Source organism: Streptomyces sp. NBRC 110028, assembly GCF_001417735.1.
Lineage (GTDB): Bacteria > Actinomycetota > Actinomycetes > Streptomycetales > Streptomycetaceae > Streptomyces.
The window spans coordinates 44,609-66,371 of sequence record NZ_BBUZ01000049.1 but is presented as its reverse complement, the minus strand read 5'-3'; the positions used below and the strand labels follow the sequence as shown (position 1 = coordinate 66,371).

Below are 21,763 nucleotides of genomic sequence, written 5' to 3'. Positions count from 1 at the left end.
CCCGATGATGGGGCAGCCGGTCTTCAGCGCGAAGTCCATCACCTTCACGATCTTCTCGCCGTAGACCTCGCCCAGCGAGCCGCCGAAGATCGTGAAGTCCTGGGAGTAGACGCACACCGGGCGCCCGTCGACCGTGCCGTAACCGGTGACGACCCCGTCCCCGTAGGGCCGGTTCTTCTCGATGCCGAAATTGGTGGAGCGGTGCCGGGCGAACTCGTCCAGCTCGGTGAAGGACCCCTCGTCGAGGAGCAGGTCGATGCGCTCGCGCGCGGTCAGCTTGCCCTTGGCGTGCTGCTTCTCGACCGCCCGCGCGGAGCCCGCGTGTGTCGCTTCTTCGATGCGGCGCCGCAGATCCGCGAGCTTCCCCGCGGTCGTGTGACGGTCTGGAATCTCGGGGGCAATCTCCGGCTGCTCGGACATCGGGATGCGGCTCCTGCTCGTCCTGGGGGTGGATGGTGGGACCGTGACGCTGGGATCGGGGTCACAACCGTTGGGTAGGCGGGGTTGGTGGGGTTTGTGCTGGCTGGGGCTACCGGTCCGTAGCGTATCGGCGCCATCGCCCGGTGGCACTGCGTCGTTGGCCACACCTCCTGGTCATAGGCTGGCCCGTATGACGCCATCTGACACCCCCCGGGGCCCGGAAGATCCACGCGATCCCCGCGGCCGCTGGACGGACCTGGAACGGCCACCGCTGGGCGCGGCCGCCCTGCGCCGCGCCCTGGTGCGCCCCGGCGGGCTGTGGACGGAGCTGGAGGTGGTGCAGGCGACCGGCTCGACCAACACCGACCTGGTGGCCCGGGCCGGGGCCGGCGCCCCGGAGGGCGTGGTCCTCGTCGCCGAGGAGCAGAACGCCGGGCGCGGCCGCCTGGACCGCACCTGGACCGCCCCGGCCCGGTCCGGGCTCTTCTTCTCCATTCTGCTGCGGCCCGGCGCCGTCGGCGTCCCGACGTCCCGCTGGGGCTGGCTGCCGCTGCTCGCCGGGGTGGCGAGCGCGGGGGCGCTGAGCCGGGCGGCGGGCGTGGACACCGCGCTGAAGTGGCCGAACGACCTGCTGGTGACGGTCGGCGGCGAGGAGCGGAAGTTCGGCGGCATCCTCGCCGAACGGGCCGATGACGCCGTGGTGATCGGGGTCGGCCTGAACGTTTCCCTGCGCGCCGGTGAACTTCCCGTGCCGACGGCCGGTTCGCTGGCCCTCGCCGACGCGATCTCCACCGACCGCGATCCGCTGCTGCGGGCCGTACTGCGGTCCATCGAGCAGTGGTACGGCGAATGGCGCCGCTTCGAGGGCGACCCGGCGGCCTGCGGCCTCCAGGAGGCGTACGCGGCGGGCTGCGCGACATTGGGGCGACGGGTCCGCGCGGAACTTCCGGGCGGCGGGGCGACCGTCGGCGAGGCGGTCGCGATCGACGGCGACGGACGGCTCGTGCTGGCCTCGGACACCGGAGTGCAGGAACCGGTCTCCGCCGGGGACATCGTGCACCTGCGTCCGGCGCCGCCGGAAGGGTGAGCCGGAGTGGAACGAAGAGGGAGAGTGAGCTAGGGCACACCTGACGTATCGTGGTGGCGGTCCGTCCAGTTCGGGGCGGCCGTGGGCCGAACCGGAAGAAGGAACGTAAGGGCAGTGCGCACGGATCGGACAGGGGGCGGGCGGTGACCGCCGACAACGCGGGTTCCGGCTCGGCCGAGGGGCGCGGTGTGCGGGACGCCGCCGCGGAAGCCGCCGCCGGACGGGGTGTTGCCGGGCAGGAGGACGCCGTGCGGGAGACCGCCGTACGGGAGACCGGGGCGCGCGCGGGCGGCCCGGCCGCCGACGCCACCTCGGAGGCCACCGAGGACGGTACGGAGGACGGCATCGAGGACGACGCCGACGCCCCGGACCCCATCGCGCTCCGGCTGGAGCAGCTGATCCTCGGCGCCGAGCGGCGCTACACCCCCTTCCAGGCCGCCCGCAGCGCGGGCGTCTCCGTCGAGCTGGCCACCCGCTTCTGGCGGGCGATGGGCTTCGCCGACATAGGCCAGGCCAAGGCGCTCACCGAGGCGGACGTGCTGGCGCTGCGCCGGCTGTCCGGCCTCGTCGAGGCGGGGCTGCTGAGCGAGCCCATGGCGATCCAGGTGGCGCGCTCCACCGGGCAGACCACCGCGCGGCTCGCCGACTGGCAGATGGACTCCTTCCTGGAGGGGCTCACCGAACCCCAGGAGTCCGGGATGACCCGGACCGAGATCACCTATCCGCTGGTCGAGCTGTTGCTGCCGGAGCTGGAAGAGTTCCTGGTGTACGTCTACCGGCGGCAGCTCGCGGCCGCGACCGGCCGCGTGGTGCAGGCGGCGGACGACGCGGAGATGGTGGACCGGCGGCTCGCGGTCGGCTTCGCGGACCTGGTGAGCTTCACCCGGCTGACCCGGCGGCTGGAGGAGGAGGAGCTGGGCGAACTGGTCGAGGCGTTCGAGACCACGGCCGCCGACCTGGTGGCCGCGCACGGCGGCCGGCTGATCAAGACCCTGGGCGACGAGGTGCTGTACGCGGCCGACGACGCGGGCATCGCCGCCGAGATCGGGCTGCGGCTGATCGAGACCCTGACCCATGACGAGACGATGCCCGAGCTGCGCGTCGGGATCGCCTTCGGCACGGTCACGACCCGCATGGGCGATGTCTTCGGGACGACGGTGAACCTGGCGAGCCGGCTGACCTCCATAGCCCCCAAGAACGCGGTCCTGGTGGACGGCGCGTTCGCGGAGGAGCTGAGCCACACCGGGGAGGCCCCGGTGTCGGAGGCGGAGGCCGCGGAGGTGGCCGCCAAGGCCGAGAAGGACGGCGAGGAGCCGCCCTCGTACCGCTTCGCGCTCCAGCCGATGTGGCAGCGGCCGGTGCGTGGGCTCGGGGTCGTGGAGCCGTGGCTGCTGAGCCGCCGTAGCTGAGGGGCGGTCGGTTGGGGTTGCCGTGGTTGCCGTGGTTGCCGGGGTTGACGAATATCACCAATCGCTGAAGTCGGCACAAGGCGGAAAACCGTTCCGCTAGCGTACGGCGGCATGATCGACGAGCCGGTTGAAACGGGTGCCGAGGCGGCCGAGCCGCTGTACACACCCGAGTTCGCCAAGGACCCGTCCGCCGTCTACCGGCGACTGCGCGAGACGTACGGACCACTGGCGCCGGTGGAGCTGGACCCGGGCGTCACCGCGACCCTGTGCGTCGGCTACGACACCGCGCTGGAGATCCTGCGCCGCCCCGAGACGTTCTCCAAGGACCCGCGGCGCTGGCGGGCGAAGAACGAGGGCCGGGTCCCCGACACCAGCCACGCCGGGCAGCTCATCCGCTACCGCCCGCAGCCCACCGCCGTGGACGGCGAGGAGCACCAGCGGTACCGCGCCGCCATCGACGACTCCACCAGCCGCATCGACCCGGGCGCGCTGCGCGGCTACGTCGAGCGGACCGCCGACTCCCTGATCGACCAGTTCTGCGATGCGGGCGAGGCCGACCTGATCGGCGAGTACAGCGCACTGCTGCCGCTGCTCGTCCTCGGCGAACTCTTCGGCTGCCCGCGCGAGATCGCGGACCGGCTCTTCACCGGACTCGCACACCTGTTCGACGGTACGGACGTGGCGGAGGCCGACCGTACGATCACCGCGGCGCTCCAGGAACTCGTCGCCCTCAAGCGCGCCCGGCCCGCCGCCGACATCACCTCCTGGCTGATCGCCCACCCCGAACGGCTCGCCGACGACGAACTCGTCGAGCAGTTGATGCTGCTGACCGCCTCCGGCAGCGATCCGGTGATCAACCTCATCGGCAACGCCCTGCGCGTGCTGATGACCGACGACCGCTTCGCGGGCGGCGTCTCCGGCGGCAGCACGCTCGTCGACGACGCCCTGGACGAGGTGCTGTGGGCGGACCCGCCGCTGGCCAACATCGCGGTCCACTTCCCCCGCCACGACGTCACCCTGGCCGGGGTGCGGCTGCGGGAGGGCGAGCCGATTGTGATCAGCTTCGCCGCCGCCAACCAGGAGGCGCTGCGGACCTCCGACCGCAACCGCGGCAACCGCGGCCACCTGGCCTTCAGTGCCGGCCCGCACATGTGCCCCGGCCGCGGCTCGGCCCGCCTCATCGCCTCCGTCGCCCTCGAAAAGCTGCTGGACCGGCTGCCGGAGGTGGAACTCGCGGCTACGGAGGAGGAACTGTGCTGGCGCCCGGGCATCTACCAGCGCGGCCTGATCTCCCTCCCGGCCCGCTTCCCGCCCACCCCCCGAGACCCGGCCCCGGCCCCGGCCCCGGAGGCGGGTGGGGCGGACGCGGTCCCGGACGCGGTCCCGGGCGGGCTGCCGGACGGGGCCCCGGGGGCGGGACCCGACCCTGCCCCGGTGCCGTCCTGGGCCGAGGGCTCCGGCGAGGAGGCCCCCGTGGCGGAGGGCGACGGCGGCGGCGGCCGACGCCCCCGGCCGTCGATGCTGGGCTACCTGATGCGGTGGCGGCGGCGCCGGTAACGTAACCGAGACAACGGTTCACGGTCGTTAACCGGGAGGGTGCGAGATGGATGAGCAGCGGTACGGGGAGTGGGTCGCGGTCCGGCGGGACGGCTTCGTGGCCGAACTGGTGCTGGACCGGCCGAAGGCCATGAACGCGGTGTCCTCCGAGATGGCCCGGAGCATCGCGGCGGCGTGCGCGGCGCTCGCGGACGACGGTTCGGTGCGGGCCGTCGTGCTCACCTCCACCCACGAGCGGGCCTTCTGCGTCGGCGCCGACCTCAAGGAGCGGAACTCCTTCTCCGACGCCGAGATGATGCGCCACCGGCCGGTCTCCCGCGCCGCCTACACGGCCGTCCTGGAGCTGCCCGTGCCCGCCGTCGCCGCCGTGCACGGCTTCGCCCTCGGCGGCGGCTACGAGCTGGCCCTGTCCTGCGATGTGATCGTCGCCGACCGCACGGCCGTGGTGGGGCTGCCCGAGGTGTCCGTCGGCGTGATCCCGGGCGGCGGCGGTACGCAGCTGCTGCCCCGCCGGGTGGGGGCCGCGCGCGCCGCCGAGCTGATCTTCTCCGCCCGGCGGGTGCCCGCCGAGGAGGCCCACGCGCTGGGGATGGTGGACGAACTCGTCGCACCGGGTGAGGATCGTACGGCCGCGCTGGAGCTGGCCGGGCGTATCGCCGCCAACTCGCCCGTCGGCCTGCGCGCCGCCAAGCGGGCCCTTCGGCTCGGGCACGGCCTGGACCTCCGGGCCGGGCTGGAGGTCGAGGACGCGGGGTGGCGGACGATCGCCTTCTCCGCGGACCGGGCCGAGGGGGTCGCGGCCTTCAACGAGAAGCGGACGCCGGACTGGCCCGGGGAGTGAGAGCGCTGCCCCGGTTGATACCGGGGGTGAACGGGCCAAAGCAGATTGTCCTCGACATTCTTACTCTTGAGTGCAGAGCGGACGCACGCGCTCCCGGTGGGTGTGTGCGGTGAGGAATGCGAGGCCGATCGTGAGCGAGAACGGGGACGGCGGGGGACGAGGGGGCGACCGGCGGTTGCGGGCGGTGGTGGGGCTCGCGCAGGCGGTGGCGGCGGCGCCCACCCCGCGCGAGTCGGTGGGCGCCGTCGCCGAGAGCGCGCGCCGCGCGCTGGACGGCACCTTCGCGGCGGTTTCGGTGTGGGAGCGGGAGCGGGGCCGGTTGCGGGTCCTGGTGAACGTGGGCGAGCTGATGCCGGGGGAGGAGCCGGTGCCGGACGACGAGTCGTATCCGGTGCACGACTTCCCGGAGATCGCGGAGTTCCTGCACGAGCGGTGGGCCGCGGGCGGTGAGCCGCACGCGTGGGTGGAGACCGCGGAGGGCACCGGGCCGGGCCCGGCCCCGTACTGCCATCAGCGGGTGGCCGCCCTGCGGCGGCGCGGGCGCGGCTCGTGCGTGGTCGCGCCGCTGGTGCTGCACGGGCGGGCGTGGGGCGAGCTGTATGTGGCGCGGGCGGCCGGGAGCCCGGTGTTCGACCGGGACGACGCCGACTTCGCGACCGTCCTGGCCTCGGTGGCGGCCGCCGGGCTGGCCCAGACCGAACGACTGGAGGAGGCCCGCCGCCTGGCCTTCACCGACCCCCTGACCGGGCTGGGCAACCGGCGGGCGGTGGACATGCGGCTGGACGAGGCGCTGGAGGCGTACCGCGAGCACGGCACCGTGGTGACGCTGGTGGTGTGCGACCTGAACGGCCTCAAGCGGGTCAACGACACGCTGGGGCATGCGGTGGGGGACCGCTTGCTGGAACGTTTCGGCACGGTGTTGTCGCTGTGCGGGGCGATGCTGCCGGGGGCCCTGGTGGCGCGGCTGGGCGGGGATGAGTTCTGCCTGCTGGGGGTGGGGCCGCCGGCGGACGAGGTGGTGCGGGTGGCCGATGAACTGTGCCGGCGGGCCGCCGAGCTGGAGATGGGTGAGGGGGTCGCCTGCGGGATCGCCTCGACCGGCGACCCGATCGGCCCCGTGCCGTCGGCCCGCCGCCTGTTCCGCCTGGCGGACGCGGCCCAGTACCGGGCGAAGGCCGCCCGTTCCCAGAAGCCGGTGGTGGCGGGCCGCGAGGGTGGGCCGGACGACCCGGTGATCCGCCTGGCCGACACCCCGGCGGACCGCCGCCGGGACCGCCGCCGCTTCCGAGGCCGCCGCCCCTGACCCGCCCACCGCCCCAGGGGGCTCCGGCCCACACGGCTGACGGGCCGAGGCGGACCAGTGCGTGCTCACTCGTATGGGGTGCTGAAGGTGGTGGTGCGCCTGTGCGGGTGGAATGAAGAGGGGCACTCGTATCCGGAATTGTCCTGAAGGAGGGCTTCATGTTCCGATACTCGCTCCGCATGCTTGTGGTCGGCCTGTGCGCGCTGACAGCGGCCGCGCCGGCTGTCACGGCCGTGGCCGCGACAGCGCCGACCGGTCAGCAGCGGGCCACGCACGCCGCCACCCGGACTCCGCATCCGCAGACCCTCTCCGATCTGAACACCGCCATGAAGGGGGAGGCGTTCGCCTACGCCTCCTACAACCTCTTCGCAGCCGAAGCCGATCGCCAGGCCTACCCAGCCGTCGGCAGGCTCTTCCGCGCCACGGCGCGGACCGAGCTGAACGAGCACTTCCGCGAGGCTGCCGCGCTGGCGGGGACCGTCGGGTCGAACGCGGCCAACCTGCGTCAGTCCATCAACGGTGAGACCTACGAGCACCAGGTCATGTACCGGCGTTTCGCGGCCCAGGCCCGTTCGGACGGAGACCTGAAGGCTGCCGGGCTGTTCACCGAGATCGCCGCGGACGAAGGCCGCCACCGCGATGCCTTCCGCACCGCGCTCAAGGTCGTGACCACCGGCCACGGCACCATTCCGGCGCCGCCGAAGGCGGACACGGTGCCGGTGCCCGCCGGGCCGCCCAAGGTGAAGGCCGACCGGACGAAGGCCAACCTCGACACCGCGATGCACGGTGAAGCGCTCGCCTACGCCAAGTACACGCTCTTCGCCGGGCATGCACGGCAGACCGGCAACACCGCGCTGGCCCGCCTGTTCGCGGGCACCGCCCGTGTCGAACTGCACGAGCACTTCGCCGGCGAGGCGGTCCTGGCCGGGCTGGTCCGCACCACGAAGGTGAACCTGCGCAAGGCCATCGCCGGAGAACGCAACGAAGCCACCGTCGTCTACCCGGGCTTCGCCGAGCGGGCCACCAGGGTCGGCGACACCGCCGCCGCCCGTTACTTCCGCGATACCGCCGCCGACGAAGCCAAGCACGCGGCGGCCTTCCAGCGGGCACTCAAGCGGCTGCACTGACCGCTTCGACCGCATCCGGCCGACCGTACACATCGCGCGAGGTGCTCCGGTCGTGCCGATCGCCCACCCAGGCCGGCCGGAGTGTCTCCGGCCGGCTGTTGCCGCGTTACCGCCCCGGGCCGGACCGGCCAGTCGAGAAACGGCCCTGCCAAGCGGCCCTCGCACCCGAGTCACCGATCCGGTACACCTGGATGATCGCGCCGACGGCCACGACGAGCGCGATCACCAGCGCCACGACACGCACCGGCAGGGCGGAGGCCACCCGGGTCACCGTGGACGCCCCGCCCGCGGCGGGCCCGTCGCCCTGCCCGCCGGGCTCTCGTTTCCGGTAGTGGCCGACGCGGCCGAGCAGCCATACGGCGACCGTCAGCACGAACAGGGCGATGGCCCACGGAGTGAGACCGGGGCCCATCTCGGCGTGCTCCTCCACCAGCGAACTCTCCCGCACACGTTCCTCCAGCCACTCACCGGATTCGGTGGTCAGCACGACCAGGACAAGAGTGACCAGCCCCATGACCGGCAGCACGAGACCGAGCCTGTGTGCCACCGCAGGCCACAGCGCACAGACCGCGAGCGCCAACGCCGTCAGCGGGACCAGCACCGCCGCGCCGTGAACGAAGAGAGGGTGGCCGGGAAGGCCGTTGATCAGCCCGACGTTCATGAGTCTCCTCCACTGGATGCACAAAAGGCGCATTCAGGTACATATCTATCTCTTCGGGCATGGTGTGCCACCGCGGAATGTCCGGCGGCGGGCGGAAGGGCGGCCGGGGTGACAGATAGAGATTCACTCTCTAGGGTGCCTGAATATGGATATGCACACTGTGGTGGTGGGGACGTCCGGGACGACCGCCGAGGACGTTGTCGCCGTGGCGCGGGGCGGGGCTCGGGTCGAGGTGGCGGAGGAGGCGCTGGCGGCCGTGGGGGCCGCGCGGCGGGTCATCGACGACCTGGCGGCCAAGCCCGAGCCCGTGTACGGGGTCTCCACCGGCTTCGGCGCCCTCGCCGTACGCCACATCAGCCCCGAGCTGCGCGCCCAGCTGCAGCGCAACATCGTCCGCTCGCACGCGGCGGGCATGGGCCCGCGGGTGGAGCGGGAGGTGGTGCGGGCGCTGATGTTCCTGCGGCTCAAGACGCTCGCGTCCGGCCACACCGGGGTGCGGCCCGTGGTCGTGGAGACGATGGCGGCCCTGCTCAACGCGGGGATCACGCCCGTCGTGCACGAGTACGGCTCCCTCGGCTGCTCCGGCGACCTCGCGCCGCTGTCCCACTGCGCGCTGGCGCTGATGGGGGAGGGCGAGGCCGAGGGGCCCGACGGCGGGCTGCGGCCCGCGGCCGAGCTGCTGGCGGCGCACGGCATCGAGCCGGTCGAGCTGCGCGAGAAGGAGGGGCTGGCGCTCCTCAACGGCACCGACGGGATGCTCGGCATGCTGGTCATGGCCTGCGCCGACCTGGCCCGGCTGTACACCGTCGCCGATGTGACGGCCGCGCTGTCGCTGGAGGCGCTGCTCGGCACGGACCGGGTGCTCGCGCCCGAGCTGCACGCGATCCGCCCCCACCCCGGCCAGGCGGCCAGCGCGGACAACATGGTGCGGGTGCTCGCCGGTTCCGGGCTCACCGGGCACCACCAGGACGACGCGCCGCGCGTCCAGGACGCGTACTCGATCCGCTGCGCCCCGCAGGTGGCGGGCGCGGGCCGGGACACGCTCGCGCACGCCCGTCTGGTCGCGGACCGGGAGCTGGCGTCCGCCGTGGACAACCCGGTGGTGCTGGCGGACGGCCGGGTGGAGTCGAACGGGAACTTCCACGGCGCGCCCGTCGCGTACGTCCTGGACTTCCTCGCCGTGGCGGCGGCCGACCTCGCCTCGATCGCGGAGCGCCGTACCGACCGGCTGCTGGACAAGAACCGCTCGCACGGACTGCCGCCCTTCCTGGCCGGTGACCCGGGCGTGGACTCGGGGCTGATGATCGCGCAGTACACGCAGGCGGCGCTGGTGAGCGAGCTGAAGCGGCTCGCGGTGCCCGCCTCGGTCGACTCGATCCCGTCCTCCGCGATGCAGGAGGACCACGTCTCCATGGGCTGGTCGGCGGCGCGCAAGCTGCGCACGGTGGTGGACAACCTGACCCGGGTCCTCGCGATCGAACTGGTCGCCGCGGCCCGCGCGGTCGAGCTGCGGGAGGGCCTGGTGCCCGCGCCCGCCACCCGGGCGGTGCTGGCGGCGGTGCGCCGGGCGGGGGTCGAGGGTCCGGGCGGGGACCGCTACCTGGCGCCGGACTTGGCGGCCGCCGAGGCGTTCGTACGGTCCGGAGGACTGGCCGAGGCGGTCGAATCGGTGACCGGGCCGCTGGCCTGAGGGCCGTCAGCCCGGCGTGATGCGGCCCGGCGTGATCAGGACGCCTCCGGGCGCGTACGGCGCGCGGAGGCGGTCACCATGGTCACGCCGAGGCCCAGGAAGGCCGTGCCTCCGGCGAGATACGGGGTGACGTCCACGCTGCCGGTGTCGGCGAGGTTTTCGTCCGGGACGGCCTCGGTCCGCGGGGGCTGGGACGGCTCTTCGCCACGGCTCCCGGCGGACGACGGCCGGCCGTCGTCCTCGACCGTCGCGTTGGCGGAGGGGACGAACCACAGGGCGCACAGCAGCGAACCGGCTGCGGCGGCGGTCAGCAGCGGTCGGCGTGCGGACACAACGGCATCCTCCTTGAGGGTGCGGTGAATTGACCCTGCGTGCCCGATCGTAGTGACATACCGGGGGCGGACGGTAGCGAACCGGGACGACGGCCCGCTCCGCACCGTATGACTAATCCTTGCCTGTCATGGTTTGTCCGTATTCACGGTGCTGCGTCATAAGCTGGACCAGCGTCTTTGCTAAGTGGCCTCGCGCACAGTTTTACTGGGCGTGGAACCGACCAAAAGGTACAGGCGTTCTTGCTGGATAGGTCTTGCTGGATAGGTCTTGGGTTTCTGGGGTCCAGTCGTAAATGGAGAAGCGTGTGATGACGTACGGCAAGCGCCGTAGGGGGCTGGTGGCCGCGGCCGCCGTGCTCAGCGGGGCACTCACTCTCGCCGCCTGTGGCGGGGATGGCGGCAGCAGCGACAGCAAGGGCGGCGGCAAGTCGCAGTCGCAGGTGGACGAGGCGGCGGCCAAGGACGCCTCCGACGCCCGTATCAAGATCACGCCGAAGGCCGGTGCGACCAACGCGGGCATCAACAGCGACACCAAGGTCACCGTCAGCGGAGGCAAGCTCACCTCGGTGACCATGACCTCCAAGGCCGACGGCTCCACCGTGGCCGGATCCATATCGTCCGACGGGACCTCCTGGAAGCCGGACGGGCAGTTGGAGCGGTCCACCCAGTACGAGATCAGCGCCAAGGCCAAGGACTCCGACGGCCGCAAGGCCACGGAGCACTCCTCCTTCACCACCGTCTCCCCGTCCAACAGCTTCATCGGCAACTTCACGCCGGAGGACGGCTCGACGGTCGGTGTGGGCATGCCGGTGTCGATCAACTTCGACAAGGCGGTGACCAACAAGAAGGACGTCCAGTCCCACATCAAGGTCACCTCCAGCAGCGGCCAGCAGGTCGTCGGCCACTGGTTCAACGGCAACCGCCTGGACCTGCGCCCGAAGGACTACTGGAAGGCCAACTCCACCGTCACCCTGAAGCTGGACCTGGACGGCGTCGAGGCGTCGTCGGGTGTGAAGGGCGTCCAGGAGAAGACCGTCACCTTCAAGGTCGGCCACTCCCAGGTCAGCACGGTCGACGCCAAGACCAAGACGATGAAGGTCGTCCGCGACGGCAAGCTGATCAAGACCATCCCGATCTCGGCCGGCAGCCCCGACAACACGACCTACAACGGTCAGATGGTGATCTCCGAGAAGTTCAAGGAGACCCGGATGAACGGTGCCACGGTCGGGTTCACGGACGACGACGGCAAGGGCGAGTACGACATCAAGGACGTGCCGCACGCGATGCGGCTGTCCACCTCGGGCACGTTCATCCACGGCAACTACTGGGGCGCCAAGTCCATCTTCGGCAGCCAGAACACCAGCCACGGATGTGTGGGCCTGTCGGACACCAAGGGCGCGAACGACCCGAACACGGACGGCGCCTGGTTCTACAACAACTCCCAGATCGGTGACGTCGTGGTGGTGAAGAACTCCAACGACAAGACCGTGGCACCGGACAACGGCCTCAACGGCTGGAACATGGACTGGAGCCAGTGGGTGGCGGGCAGCGCGACCGGCGCCTGACGCCGCGTGAAGCACACCACCGCCGGGCGGCGGTCGGCCTTCGGGCCGGCCGCCGCCCGGCGTTTACGGAGCCCGGCGATGGACCAGCCGCCAGAACCCCGCCCGGTGTCGCTCTCGCGCACCACGCGCATCCGCGGCATCCAGGTGCCGTCGCCCCGGGCGAGGGGCCGCCGAGTGGCGCGCCCGTCGCACCGGGGGAGAATTGAGGGCAGAGGCCTTGATTGGGAGGCACCGATGCCCGCATTCACCACTCCCCACGAGCCCGGCACCCCCTGCTGGATCGATCTGACGGCCTCCGACCAGCAGGCCGCCCTCGACTTCTACACCGGGCTGTTCGGCTGGTCCGGGGAGATCGGCCCGGCCGAATACGGCGGTTACACGGTGTGCACGCTCAAGGACCGGCCGGTGGCGGGGGTCATGGCCGCGCAGGCGATGGACGACCAGCCCGCGCCGCCGACCGTCTGGACCACCTACTTCAGCTCCGCCAACGCCCAGGCCACCTCCGAGGCGATCAGCCGCAACGGCGGCACCGTGCTGCTGCCCGTCATGGACGTGATGGACCTGGGGAAGATGCTGGTGGCGGCCGACCCCACCGGCGCCGTCTTCGGCGTCTGGCAGGCGCGGGAGTTCTCCGGGGCGGGCATCGTCAACGAGCCCGGCGCGGTGGTGTGGAACGAGCTGAACACCAGCGACCGCGACACGGCGAGCGCGTTCTACGCGGAAGCCCTCGGCATCGAGACGATCCCCATGGAAGGATCCGAGGACTACTTCGGGCTCACCGTGAACGGCCGCACGATCGGCGGGCTCCAGCCGCTGCGGGAAGGGGTGCCGCCCGGGACGCCCTCGCACTGGCTGGTCTACTTCGCGGTCGAGAACACCGACCGGACGGTGGCGAAGCTGTCGGCGGAGGGCGGGACGGTGCTCAAGCCGCCGTTCGACATGGTGGCCGGGCGGATGGCCCTGGTGCGGGACCCGCAGGGCGCCCCGTTCGCGGTCATCGCCCCGCGGCCGATGGGGTCTTGAGCCTCAGCAGGAAGTAACCACCGGCCCTCGCCAGCGCCTCGTACCGCGCGTCGGGGTGCAGTTGCTTCGCGTACGCCAGCTCCTGCCGCACCGTGCGGTCCGGCGGCTCGGCCAGCGCCAGGTACCGCGGGGTGACGCCCTGGGTGGAGCCGACCCAGAAGACCCGGCAGCGGCTGGTGAGGCGGGTTATCGGCCCGACGTTGGCCTCGACGGTCGCCCCGTCGGGTATCCGGTCCAGCAGCCGCTCCGCCGCCTGGACGTGGGGCGGCTCGCGGTAGGTGGCTTCCTCGGCGAGCCCGGCCAGCGGCAGCGAGGTGGTCAGGGCCAGGGCCGCGGCGCAGACCGCGGCGGGCAGCTGACGGGCGTAACGGACGAGTCGGCCGCTGCCGCTGGTCCCGATCCGGTCGAGCGCGTCGACCAGGGCCAGGAAGACGACCGGCATCAGCACCGCGCTGTAGTGCCAGTCCGTGCCCCAGTAGTGCTCGTCGTGGGAGACGAAGCGCCAGCCCAGGGTGGGCAGGGCGGCCAGCAGCAGCGGGGAGCGCAGCGCGAGCAGCCCGGTGGTCGGCAGCAGCGTCCACAGCAGGGTGCGCAGCGCGGTGGCGAAGGGTATGACGGCGTCCGAGCCGCCCCCGCTGCCGACCTTGTCCCAATAGCCGTACGATCCGGCCCCGTTGAAGCCCGGGATGACGACGCCGAGCGCGAGCGCCGAGACCAGCACCCCGAAGCCCATGAGGGCGACGGCGAGCGGCGTGATGCCCGTCTCCCGCTCGCGCCATACGCGTACCACGATGACGGCGCCGATAGCGGCGACCGTGGCGCCCATGTCCTCCTTGACGAAGACCAGCGGGGCGGCCCACAGCATCGCCGCGTACCAGCGCCGGAGTATGACCGCCTCCAGGGAGAAGGCGATGAGCGGGAGGGCGAAGCAGATCTCGTGGAAGTCGAAGTCCACGGCCCGCTGGAGGCCCCAGGCCAGTCCGTACGCGGTGCCGATCGCGAGCCCCCGGGCCCGGCCGAGCAGCCGGGCGCCGGTGCGGGCGACGGGGACGGCGGAGAGCGCGAACAGGGCGGCCTGCGCGAGGAGCAGCGTGACCGGGCCGGGGAAGAGCCGGTAGAGCGGGGCGAGGAGGGCCGTGATGGGGCTGAAGTGGTCGCCGAGGATGTTGGCGCCGGGGCCCTTGAGGTCGGCTATCGGGGCCTGGAAGTGCGCGTACGCCCGTATCGCCTGTTCGAAGATGCCCAGGTCCCACGACATGGTCGCCATGCGGCGGTAGCGGCAGACCGACAGGGTCGCGTAGGCGGCGAACAGGCCGAGGGCCAGCCAGTACGGATCGAACCGAGGATGGCGCAGCGCGACTGCCCGGGCGGGGAGCCGGGTACGAAGGCGTGCGGTGGCGGCGGTCGCCCCTTCGGCGGTGGTGCCGGGCGGGGCTGTCGCGGCCGTGTCCATCCAGGATCCCTATCGTGTGGTGGGCGGTCTGTCGAAAAGATACGCGAAGGGGGCGGTACGGTTGTCGAAACGGTGCGCGAAGTCGAGGGCGGCGGGAAGGGCTACGGCCGTCGTGCTGGCCGCGCTGCTGTCCCTCACCGGTTGCCTGCCCGGGGACAAGGGCGGGGACAGGGGCGGGGACGGGCAGGGGAGCGGGACACCGTCCGGGCCGGCGCTGTCCGCCGTGGGCTCGCTCACGGTCAAGGGCCGGGCGCCGAAGACGGGTTACGAGCGTGCCGCGTTCGGCAGTCCCTGGACCGACACGGACGACAACCACTGCGACACCCGCGATGACATCCTCCGGCGCGATCTGACCGGCGTGCGGCTCCGCGACGACCGTTGCGAGGTGATCTCGGGCACCCTCACCCACGATCCGTACACGGGCGGCACCCTGCGGTTCGTCCGCGGCCACAGCAAAATCGACATCGACCATGTGGTGGCGCTGTCGGACGCCTGGCAGAAGGGCGCCCGGGCCTGGGACCGGGACAAGCGCGTCGCGTTCGCCAACGACCCGCTCAACCTGATCGCCGTGGACGCCGCCACCAACCGCGGCAAGGGCGACGGCGACGCGGCGACCTGGCTGCCGCCCGACAAGGGCTACCGCTGCGCGTACGTGGCGCGCCAGGCGGCGGTGAAGAAGAAGTACGAGCTGTGGGTGACGCCCCCCGAGCGGGACGCGATGAAACGGGTGCTGGGCACCTGCCCGGGGGCGAAGCTGCCCGCGGCCTCGGCCCCGGGGGCGCGCCGCTGAGCCGGTCCGCGGCCAGGTGCTGACCAAGACCCCGGTGAATCGTTGTCCAAGCAGTGGCCTAGGCCGCGCCGACTTCATACCATCGATCAACGCCAGATCGTTTGTCGCGCCGCACGATCTCTGCCGGGAGGCTCAATGATCCGCCGCCGTACTGCGCTCTCCGTCTCCGCCACGTCCGCCCTGCTGGTCTGCGCCCCGCTGCTCACCGCCTGCGGGGGCTCCCCACGGGCCGGTTCCGCGGCCGTCCTGGACGACGGCCGGATCACCGAGTCGCAGCTCCAGGCCCAGGTGAGGGACGTGCGGGACGCGCAGCGCGGCTCCCCGAGGGCGGACCAGCTGGTGGCCGGCAGCGGCCAGCTGACCCAGAACACCCTCATCCGCATGATCCAGTTCAAGGTCATCGAGCGGGCCGGGAAGGACAACGGCATCGGCGTCAGCCGCCGCGCGGTGCAGCGCGCCCGCGCCGCCACCGAGCAGCAGTCCGGCGGGGCCGCCGCGCTGCGCGCCGCCTACCTGGAGCAGGGCATCGCCCCGGACCAGATCGACAACGCCGTCCGCATGGAGCTGACCCGCACCGCGCTGCTGCGCAAGCTCGGCGTCGCCAAGGTCAACACGGTGTTCACCCGCACCTCCAAGGACCTCGACATCAAGGTCAACCCGCGCTACGGCACCTGGGACGACACCAAGGGCACCGCGGTCCTCACCAAGGAAGCCTGGCTGCGCACCTCCACCGCCTCGCAAGCGCCGGCGTAGGTTACGTTTCAAGGGTGACCACGCCTGACTCCGCCGCCCCCGCGGCCGACCTCGCCACCGGCCGCGTCGTTCTCCTCACCACCAGCCACCGGGTGGCGCCCGGACTGCTGTCCTGGCCCGCCTGGCAGGCGCTGCGCGGCGCGGACCGCGTGCTGTGCGGGGACGGCAGCCATCCGCAGCTGCCGTATCTGCGCGAGGCGGGCATCGAGGTCGAGCACGCGGTGCCGGCGGCCCGCGAGCTGGTCGACTACTGCGTCGCGGAGGGCGGCCGCAGCGCCGTCGTGATCACCTCGGCCGACGGTGAGTCCGCGCTGACCGACGGGCTGGCCCGGCTGGCGGGTTCGGGGCGCGAGGCGATGCCGGACCTGGAGCTGCTGCCCGGTTCGTACGACCTGCCGGGCGCCCGGCTGCTGGACCTGGTCCAGGTGATGGACCGGATCCGGGCGGAGTGCCCGTGGAGCGGGGCGCGGACCCATGAGGAACTGGTCAAGTACGGCATCGAGGAGGCGTACGAACTCGTCGAGGCCATCGAGGAGGGCGACCGGGAGGCGCTGCGCGAGGAGCTGGGCGACGTGCTGCTCCAGGTCGTCTTCCACGCCCGGATCGCGCAGGAGCACGAGGACGAGCCGTTCTCGATCGACGATGTGGCCGGCGCCATCGTGGACAAGCTGATCCGGCGCCATCCGCATGTCTTCGGCGAGGAGGCCGCGGAGACCGCCGAGGACGTCAAGGAGCACTGGCTGCGTACCAAGGCGATCGAGAAGCAGCGCGAATCGGTCACCGAAGGGGTGCCGTTGGGTCAGCCCTCGCTCGCCCTCACCGCCCAGCTCGCCTCCCGCGCCCGCACCGCCGGACTCGCCGTCGCCCTGCCGGACGGCGAGGGCTTCGGCTACGAACTGCTCGCGCTGGCGATCCGCGCCAAGGAGGCGGGCGTGGAGCCGGAGACGGCGCTGCGCGCCGCGGCCCGTGCCTACCGGGACGCGATCCTGGCGGTGGAGGCCACGGCGGCCCGGTGATCCGGGACGGGTCAACCGGGCGGACCGGGGTACCCGGCCGCCATGGATACGTACGCCATGGACCTCGCCGTGCCCCACGACTTCCTGGTCGGAACGGGCCCGCTCGCCGTCGGCATCGTGGTGGTCGTGATCTGTATCGCCGCGATCTGGTACGGCATCCGGCTCCGGGCCCGCGAGCCGGTCCCGTCCCAGGAGCCGAAGCGCCGCTCCGGCGCCTGGCAGCAGGTGGACGAGACCGCGCGGGAGGCGCAGCGGGCGGGCCACGGTCCGGGGCATCAGGACGATGAGGACCGGGTCGGCTACCAGACCCACAACCGGGAGCCCGACGAGCTGTCCCCCGACGGCGTCCGGCGCCGCCCGCACCAGCTGGGCGGCTCCGGGACCAGGGATTCCGGCACGGGCGGCGCCGAGGGCCGGAAGACCTGGACCGAGGGGAACAGCGGATCGTTCGGCGGCGGCTGAGCCGCCCCTCCCTCAGCGGGCCGCGGTGGTGGTGCGCGCCGCCGCCCGCGCCGTGCCCGCCGCCGGGACCGGTACCGGCTCCAGCTTGGCGCGGAAGTGGCGCAGGATCGGGGACTGGTCGAAGATCCGGAAGCCGTGCACCGCGTCCGCGTTCTTGGCGATCTTCGCCAGGGTCTCGCCGATGTGGTCGTAGTGGCTGCGGGTGTAGACGCGGCGCGGCAGCGCGAGCCGTACGAGTTCGTACGGCGCGCTCTTGATCGGGTTTCCGGCCTCGTCCTCCTCGCCGAGGTAGAGGGAGCCCAGTTCGGCGGAGCGGATGCCGCCCTCCAGGTACAGCTGGCAGGACAGCGCGTGGCCGGGGTACTGGTGCGGCGGTATGTGCGGGAACAGCCGCCCGGCGTTGAGGTAGAGGGCGTGCATGCCCGGCGGTTCGACGATGTCGACCCCGGCGGCCCGGACCCGCTGGGCGAGGTGGGCGGCGATGTCGGCGCGTTCGGCGAGGTAGCCGGGGTCGGTGACCTCGGTGAGGCCCTGCGCCATCATGTCGAGGTCGCGGCCGGCCAGGCCGCCGTAGGTGGCGAAGCCCTCGGTGGCGATGAGGAGCAGTTCGCACCGCTGGGCCAGCTCGGGGTCGTTCAGGCCGATGAAGCCGCCGATGTGGACGATGCCGTCCTTCTTGGCGCTCATCATGCAGCCGTCCGCAAGCCGGAACGTTTCCTCCGCGACCTGCCGCGGGGTGCGGTCGCGGTATCCGGGTTCGTGACGGGTGACGAGCCAGGCGTTCTCGGCGAACCGGGCGGCGTCCAGGAACAGCGGAACGCGGTGCTTGCGGCACAGGGCCGAGGTCTGCTTCAGGTTCTCCATGGAGACGGGCTGGCCGCCGCCGCCGTTGTTGGTGATGGTCATGACCACCACGGCGACCCGGGAGGCGTCAGGACCGGTCAGGGTCTGTTCGAGCGCCTTGAGGTCGATGTTCCCCTTGAACGGCTCGGTGCTGTCCAGGTCCTTGGCCTCGGGGCAGGGCAGATCGCGCGCCTCGCAGTGGTTCAGCTCCACGTTGGCGCGGGTGGTGTCGAAGTGGGTGTTGGCCAGGACGAGGGAGCCCGGCTGGAGGAGCGAGGAGAAGAGCACCCGCTCCGCCGCCCGCCCCTGGTGGGCCGGGAGGATGTGCTGAAATCCGGTCAGTTCGGTCACCACGTCGTGGAACCGGTAGAAGGAGCGCGAGCCGGAGTAGGACTCGTCCCCGGCCATTCCCGCGGCGAGCTGCGCCGCCGAGAGGGCGCCGGTGCCGGAGTCGGTCAGCAGGTCGATGGTCACCTCCTCGGCCCGCAGGTCGAACAGGTTGTAGTGGACGCGCTTGAGCGCCTCTTCGCGCTGCTTCCGCGTCGTCATGGGGATCGGTTCGACGACCTTGATCCGGTAGGGCTCCACGCTGACCTTGTCTCCTGTCTCATCGTTGTTCTCGATGTGGCTCCGGGCCCGCGCGAGGTCGCGGACCACCGGGCTCCGGTGCTCCGGTGCCGCCTCGTGGGCCGGTCCCGGCTCGTAGACCGGTTCCGTCTCCCGGGGCGGCCGGACCTCGTACGCCTCCGCGGAGAGGTACGTGGTCACCCGCGTCGGCTTGCCGCGTTCGTGGACCAGGGCCAGATACGCGATCAGACCCGAGCCGTCCTCCAGGGGGCGCGAGGTGATCGCGCCCAGCGCCCGGTCCAGCGCCGTGGCGTCCATGCCGTGGCGGCGCAGGACGGCCATGGCCCGCTCCCGTGCCTGGGCGTCGTCGCGCACGTAGTTCCGGACGGGCACATGGGAGGTGAAGCCGCTGGGCAGGCCGGTGCGCGTCTCCGTGATGGAGTGGCAGGAGATGGCGGGCCGGTCGTGCAGCCCCTTGCCGGTCCCGGGCGGGAGGCCCGCGGCGGTGCGGAAGAACTCCTCCAGCCGTTCCCGGCCGGGGTGGGGCGCCATCCGGGAGAGGGTGGCGGCCCGGTCGGGGGTCAGGCCGTGGTGGGAGAGGTAGACCTTCAGCCGTGGCGCGGACCACTCGCCGAGGTCCAGGGCCAGGAACGGGTAGCCGTCGGCCGTCGGCAGGGTGTCGAACGCCTGGCGGCAGCCGAGCCGGTCCAATGCCTCACCGACGGTTTCCGCGGCCCGGTCCGGGCCGTTCGCCGAGGGGTTGAGGTACACCTTGACCGCGGGGACGCCGCCGGGGCGCAGCTCCAGGGCGCACCACAGGGCCAGCGGTCCGGCGGGGGAGTCAGGGAAGAACAGGTCCTCGAGCCGGTCGAGCCGGTCGGTGGAGAACGCCCAGCGGTCGGCCATGGCGCGGATCGTGCGCAGGCCGATGCGGCCGTTCTCCTTGAGGTCCTCGGCTTCGCACCCCGGCTCCAGCAGCACCCTGAGCGCCGGAAGCCGGTCCGGGGTGAAGGCCAGGGAGTACTCGACCGGGGTGTGGTCGTCGGACAGGAAGCTGGGGGACGGCGGCGGCAGCTCCAGCGAGCGGTCGGCCACCGGCCCCAGGGCCTCGGTCATGATCTGCGCGTAAGCCGTGGTGTCGGCTTCGCTCAGCCCCGCCACCTCGCCCAGCCGGGTGAGCTGGCCGGTGACGAGGTCGCCGAGCCGTGTGGGGTGCGTACGGGTTTCGCGCGCCCCCACACGTTTTCCTCCCCCGAAGCGGAAGAGCTTCACCGAACCTCCCGGGGCGCGGTGGAGTGAAGAAACCCGGGTTGCGGAGGAGCGAAAACGTAGTGTGGTGTCACACTTCGGCGGCCCAAAAGGGGTATGAGTGAAACCGTGGAACTTCGATCAACGCCGGGGTGGTCGGCGATAGGCTGCACGACAGCTCCTTGTTCTGATTTAACCAAGAAATTTTTCGCGATACGGCCTACCCGATCGATTGATTAAGCATGCGGTACGGGAAAAGTGGGTGGTGTTGCGTGGGTCACACCCTCCACCAGGTGAGGAACGAACTCCACAAGCCGCCCTTTTGCTGCTTGGTGTTCGGTCGGCCCTGATCCCCGGACGTAACAGGCTGTTGCTGTTGAGTCGGGTGTTTATCTATCCGTACCGGAGTGAAACGGGCGGGCAGCGCCGTCAGCCCGCGGTTGAAGGGCCCAGGACGCCAGCTCAGGCTTTCGCTGGGCACCGCCAGCTCGATGTCGGGCAGCTGGTTGAGCAGGGTCTCGATGGCCGACACCGTGATGAGCAGGGCCGGATCCTTCGCCGGGCAGGCGTGCGGGCCGGCGCTCCAGGCGAGGTGGGCACGCCTGCTCTGCTGCTCACGGGAGACGGCGAGCGCCGGATCGGAGTTGGCCGCGGCGTAGCTGACCAGCACGAGATCACCCGCCCGCAGATTGGTCCCGGCGAATTCGACGTCGGCCACCGGGTAATGCGGTGAGTAATTCGCCATGGGCGGGCTGTTCCACAGCACATCGTCAATGGCGTCCTCGACCAGCAGTCCGCCTCCCGAATACCGGTCGTCGGAGAGCAGCAGGTGGAGGCAATTGGCAATGAGGTTCCGCAGCGGTTCCGCACCGGATCCCAGCAGCAATACCAGCTGATGCGCGAGTTCCTCGTCGGTCAGCTGTGCGGGGTGCTGTATGAGCCAGGACGTGACATCGTTCCCGGGGTTGGACCGCTTCAGTGCGACCAGCTCGGCGACGCTCTGGGTCAGTACCTCGTTGGCCTTTTCGGCGTTGATGCCGTCGAAAATGCCGGAGATGCCGAAGATGACCCGGTCGCCGATTTCCGCGGGGCAGCCGAACAGCTCGCTGAGCATGAAGAGCGGCAGCAGCTTGGCGTAGTCGTTCAGCAGGTCGGCCGAACCGCGCTCGCTGAACTGCTCGATGAGGTAGCGGGAAATACCGTCGACGTGCCGGCTCAGTCTGTGGGTGTCCATCTTGGCCAGGCTGTCGGTGACCGCCTGGCGCAGCCGCATGTGCTCGGCGCCGTCGGTGAACATGCAGTTCGGGCGGTATGCGAGCAGGGGCACAACCGGACTGCTGGGGTTGATCTTGCCCTCGTTCAGATCGCGCCAGCGGCGTGCGTCCTTGCGGAACGTGTCGGAGTTCTGCAGCAGCTGGAGTGCGGCCGAGTAGTCCGTGACGAGGGTGGCTTCGACGCCGGGAGCCAATTCCACCGGAGCGGCGGCACCGAAACGGCGCATCCAGTCGTAGTACGCCTCCGGGTCCGCCTGGAACTCCGGTCCGTGCAGGGGCACCCGCCCATGGGCAGGGCAACCCGGCGGCGGAGCCGGAAAGTCCGATTGTGTGTCCATTCTT

The 21,763-nt window shown here is 71.7% G+C and carries 19 protein-coding genes; 13 read left to right on the top strand and 6 right to left on the bottom strand.

Annotated features, from left to right (window positions below):
• Positions 1-420 (bottom strand): carboxyl transferase domain-containing protein (locus ASC60_RS34830; RefSeq protein ID WP_304956834.1); only part of this gene is annotated, 420 nt, incomplete at its 3' end.
• A gap of 190 nt (positions 421-610) precedes the next feature.
• Between ASC60_RS34830 and ASC60_RS34825 the strand changes: the two genes are divergently transcribed.
• From ASC60_RS34825 to ASC60_RS34800, 6 genes are all read left to right on the top strand, one after another.
• Positions 611-1,507 (top strand): biotin--[acetyl-CoA-carboxylase] ligase, encoded by an 897-nt coding sequence (locus ASC60_RS34825; protein ID WP_055557711.1) that lies wholly within the window; start codon positions 611-613, stop codon positions 1,505-1,507.
• Between the two features lie 344 nt (positions 1,508-1,851).
• A complete protein-coding gene (locus tag ASC60_RS34820) occupies positions 1,852-2,916 on the top strand; it encodes an adenylate/guanylate cyclase domain-containing protein (RefSeq protein ID WP_234357254.1) in 1,065 nt (354 codons plus the stop codon).
• 111 nt (positions 2,917-3,027) lie between these two features.
• The gene (locus ASC60_RS34815; protein ID WP_055557709.1) at positions 3,028-4,473 is read left to right on the top strand and encodes a cytochrome P450; all 1,446 of its coding nucleotides are present in this window, start codon (positions 3,028-3,030) and stop codon (positions 4,471-4,473) included.
• Between the two features lie 46 nt (positions 4,474-4,519).
• Positions 4,520-5,314 (top strand): enoyl-CoA hydratase/isomerase family protein, encoded by a 795-nt coding sequence (locus ASC60_RS34810; RefSeq protein ID WP_055557708.1) that lies wholly within the window; start codon positions 4,520-4,522, stop codon positions 5,312-5,314.
• 205 nt (positions 5,315-5,519) lie between these two features.
• Positions 5,520-6,617 carry a sensor domain-containing diguanylate cyclase gene (locus ASC60_RS34805; RefSeq protein WP_199831130.1) on the top strand — a complete coding sequence of 366 codons (1,098 nt, stop codon included), beginning with the start codon at positions 5,520-5,522 and terminating at the stop codon, positions 6,615-6,617.
• 158 nt (positions 6,618-6,775) lie between these two features.
• Positions 6,776-7,744 carry a ferritin family protein gene (locus ASC60_RS34800; protein ID WP_234357253.1) on the top strand — a complete coding sequence of 323 codons (969 nt, stop codon included), beginning with the start codon at positions 6,776-6,778 and terminating at the stop codon, positions 7,742-7,744.
• Positions 7,745-7,850: 106 nt separating this feature from the next.
• On the opposite strand, the gene ASC60_RS34795 is transcribed toward ASC60_RS34800, so the two are convergent.
• The gene (locus ASC60_RS34795; RefSeq protein ID WP_055557706.1) at positions 7,851-8,405 is read right to left on the bottom strand and encodes a DUF2231 domain-containing protein; all 555 of its coding nucleotides are present in this window, start codon (positions 8,403-8,405) and stop codon (positions 7,851-7,853) included.
• A gap of 151 nt (positions 8,406-8,556) precedes the next feature.
• Between ASC60_RS34795 and hutH the strand changes: the two genes are divergently transcribed.
• The gene (gene hutH, locus ASC60_RS34790) at positions 8,557-10,095 is read left to right on the top strand and encodes a histidine ammonia-lyase (protein WP_055557705.1); all 1,539 of its coding nucleotides are present in this window, start codon (positions 8,557-8,559) and stop codon (positions 10,093-10,095) included.
• A 35-nt stretch (positions 10,096-10,130) separates the two neighbouring features.
• Here the strand turns inward: hutH and ASC60_RS34785 are convergent, their stop codons facing one another.
• On the bottom strand, positions 10,131-10,427 hold the full coding sequence (locus ASC60_RS34785) for a hypothetical protein (RefSeq protein ID WP_055557704.1): 297 nt from the start codon (positions 10,425-10,427) through the stop codon (positions 10,131-10,133).
• 308 nt (positions 10,428-10,735) lie between these two features.
• Here ASC60_RS34785 and ASC60_RS34780 point away from each other — a divergent pair, with 308 nt between their 5' ends.
• Entirely contained in the window at positions 10,736-11,992 is a 1,257-nt protein-coding gene (locus tag ASC60_RS34780; protein WP_055557718.1) for an Ig-like domain-containing protein, read from the top strand.
• Positions 11,993-12,226: 234 nt separating this feature from the next.
• Positions 12,227-13,015, top strand: a complete 789-nt coding sequence (locus ASC60_RS34775) for a VOC family protein (protein ID WP_055557703.1) — start codon at positions 12,227-12,229, stop codon at positions 13,013-13,015.
• Here ASC60_RS34775 and ASC60_RS34770 read toward each other — a convergent pair.
• The gene (locus ASC60_RS34770; RefSeq protein ID WP_055557702.1) at positions 12,987-14,468 is read right to left on the bottom strand and encodes a DUF2079 domain-containing protein; all 1,482 of its coding nucleotides are present in this window, start codon (positions 14,466-14,468) and stop codon (positions 12,987-12,989) included. The two genes, ASC60_RS34775 and ASC60_RS34770, sit on opposite strands and share 29 nt — an antisense overlap.
• A gap of 61 nt (positions 14,469-14,529) precedes the next feature.
• Between ASC60_RS34770 and ASC60_RS34765 the strand changes: the two genes are divergently transcribed.
• The 4 genes from ASC60_RS34765 (at position 14,530) to ASC60_RS34750 (ending at position 17,489) form a co-directional block, all read left to right on the top strand.
• On the top strand, positions 14,530-15,258 hold the full coding sequence (locus ASC60_RS34765) for an HNH endonuclease family protein (protein WP_055557701.1): 729 nt from the start codon (positions 14,530-14,532) through the stop codon (positions 15,256-15,258).
• 135 nt (positions 15,259-15,393) lie between these two features.
• Positions 15,394-16,011, top strand: a complete 618-nt coding sequence (locus tag ASC60_RS34760; protein ID WP_055557700.1) for a SurA N-terminal domain-containing protein — start codon at positions 15,394-15,396, stop codon at positions 16,009-16,011.
• A 14-nt stretch (positions 16,012-16,025) separates the two neighbouring features.
• Positions 16,026-17,027 carry a nucleoside triphosphate pyrophosphohydrolase gene (locus ASC60_RS34755; RefSeq protein WP_055557699.1) on the top strand — a complete coding sequence of 334 codons (1,002 nt, stop codon included), beginning with the start codon at positions 16,026-16,028 and terminating at the stop codon, positions 17,025-17,027.
• A 42-nt stretch (positions 17,028-17,069) separates the two neighbouring features.
• The gene (locus tag ASC60_RS34750; RefSeq protein ID WP_055557698.1) at positions 17,070-17,489 is read left to right on the top strand and encodes a DUF6479 family protein; all 420 of its coding nucleotides are present in this window, start codon (positions 17,070-17,072) and stop codon (positions 17,487-17,489) included.
• A 12-nt stretch (positions 17,490-17,501) separates the two neighbouring features.
• Here ASC60_RS34750 and ASC60_RS40185 read toward each other — a convergent pair whose 3' ends face one another.
• Together ASC60_RS40185 and ASC60_RS34740 are read right to left on the bottom strand one after the other, a co-directional pair.
• A complete protein-coding gene (locus tag ASC60_RS40185) occupies positions 17,502-20,138 on the bottom strand; it encodes a tryptophanase (protein WP_079038818.1) in 2,637 nt (878 codons plus the stop codon).
• Between the two features lie 286 nt (positions 20,139-20,424).
• A complete protein-coding gene (locus ASC60_RS34740) occupies positions 20,425-21,759 on the bottom strand; it encodes a cytochrome P450 (RefSeq protein WP_055557697.1) in 1,335 nt (444 codons plus the stop codon).
• Between the last annotated feature and the right edge of the window lie 4 nt (positions 21,760-21,763).

What these genes read in the sequence shown, in the direction of transcription:
- ASC60_RS34825 (WP_055557711.1), top strand. Translation starts at nt 611, where the DNA reads ATGACGCCATCTGACACCCCCCGGGGCCCGGAAGATCCACGCGATCCC.
- ASC60_RS34815 (WP_055557709.1), top strand. Translation starts at nt 3,028, where the DNA reads ATGATCGACGAGCCGGTTGAAACGGGTGCCGAGGCGGCCGAGCCGCTG.
- ASC60_RS34810 (WP_055557708.1), top strand. Translation starts at nt 4,520, where the DNA reads ATGGATGAGCAGCGGTACGGGGAGTGGGTCGCGGTCCGGCGGGACGGC.
- ASC60_RS34800 (WP_234357253.1), top strand. Translation starts at nt 6,776, where the DNA reads ATGTTCCGATACTCGCTCCGCATGCTTGTGGTCGGCCTGTGCGCGCTG.
- ASC60_RS34795 (WP_055557706.1), bottom strand. Translation starts at nt 8,405, where the DNA reads ATGAACGTCGGGCTGATCAACGGCCTTCCCGGCCACCCTCTCTTCGTT.
- hutH (WP_055557705.1), top strand. Translation starts at nt 8,557, where the DNA reads ATGCACACTGTGGTGGTGGGGACGTCCGGGACGACCGCCGAGGACGTT.
- ASC60_RS34780 (WP_055557718.1), top strand. Translation starts at nt 10,736, where the DNA reads ATGACGTACGGCAAGCGCCGTAGGGGGCTGGTGGCCGCGGCCGCCGTG.
- ASC60_RS34775 (WP_055557703.1), top strand. Translation starts at nt 12,227, where the DNA reads ATGCCCGCATTCACCACTCCCCACGAGCCCGGCACCCCCTGCTGGATC.
- ASC60_RS34770 (WP_055557702.1), bottom strand. Translation starts at nt 14,468, where the DNA reads ATGGACACGGCCGCGACAGCCCCGCCCGGCACCACCGCCGAAGGGGCG.
- ASC60_RS34760 (WP_055557700.1), top strand. Translation starts at nt 15,394, where the DNA reads ATGATCCGCCGCCGTACTGCGCTCTCCGTCTCCGCCACGTCCGCCCTG.
- ASC60_RS34750 (WP_055557698.1), top strand. Translation starts at nt 17,070, where the DNA reads ATGGATACGTACGCCATGGACCTCGCCGTGCCCCACGACTTCCTGGTC.
- ASC60_RS34740 (WP_055557697.1), bottom strand. Translation starts at nt 21,759, where the DNA reads ATGGACACACAATCGGACTTTCCGGCTCCGCCGCCGGGTTGCCCTGCC.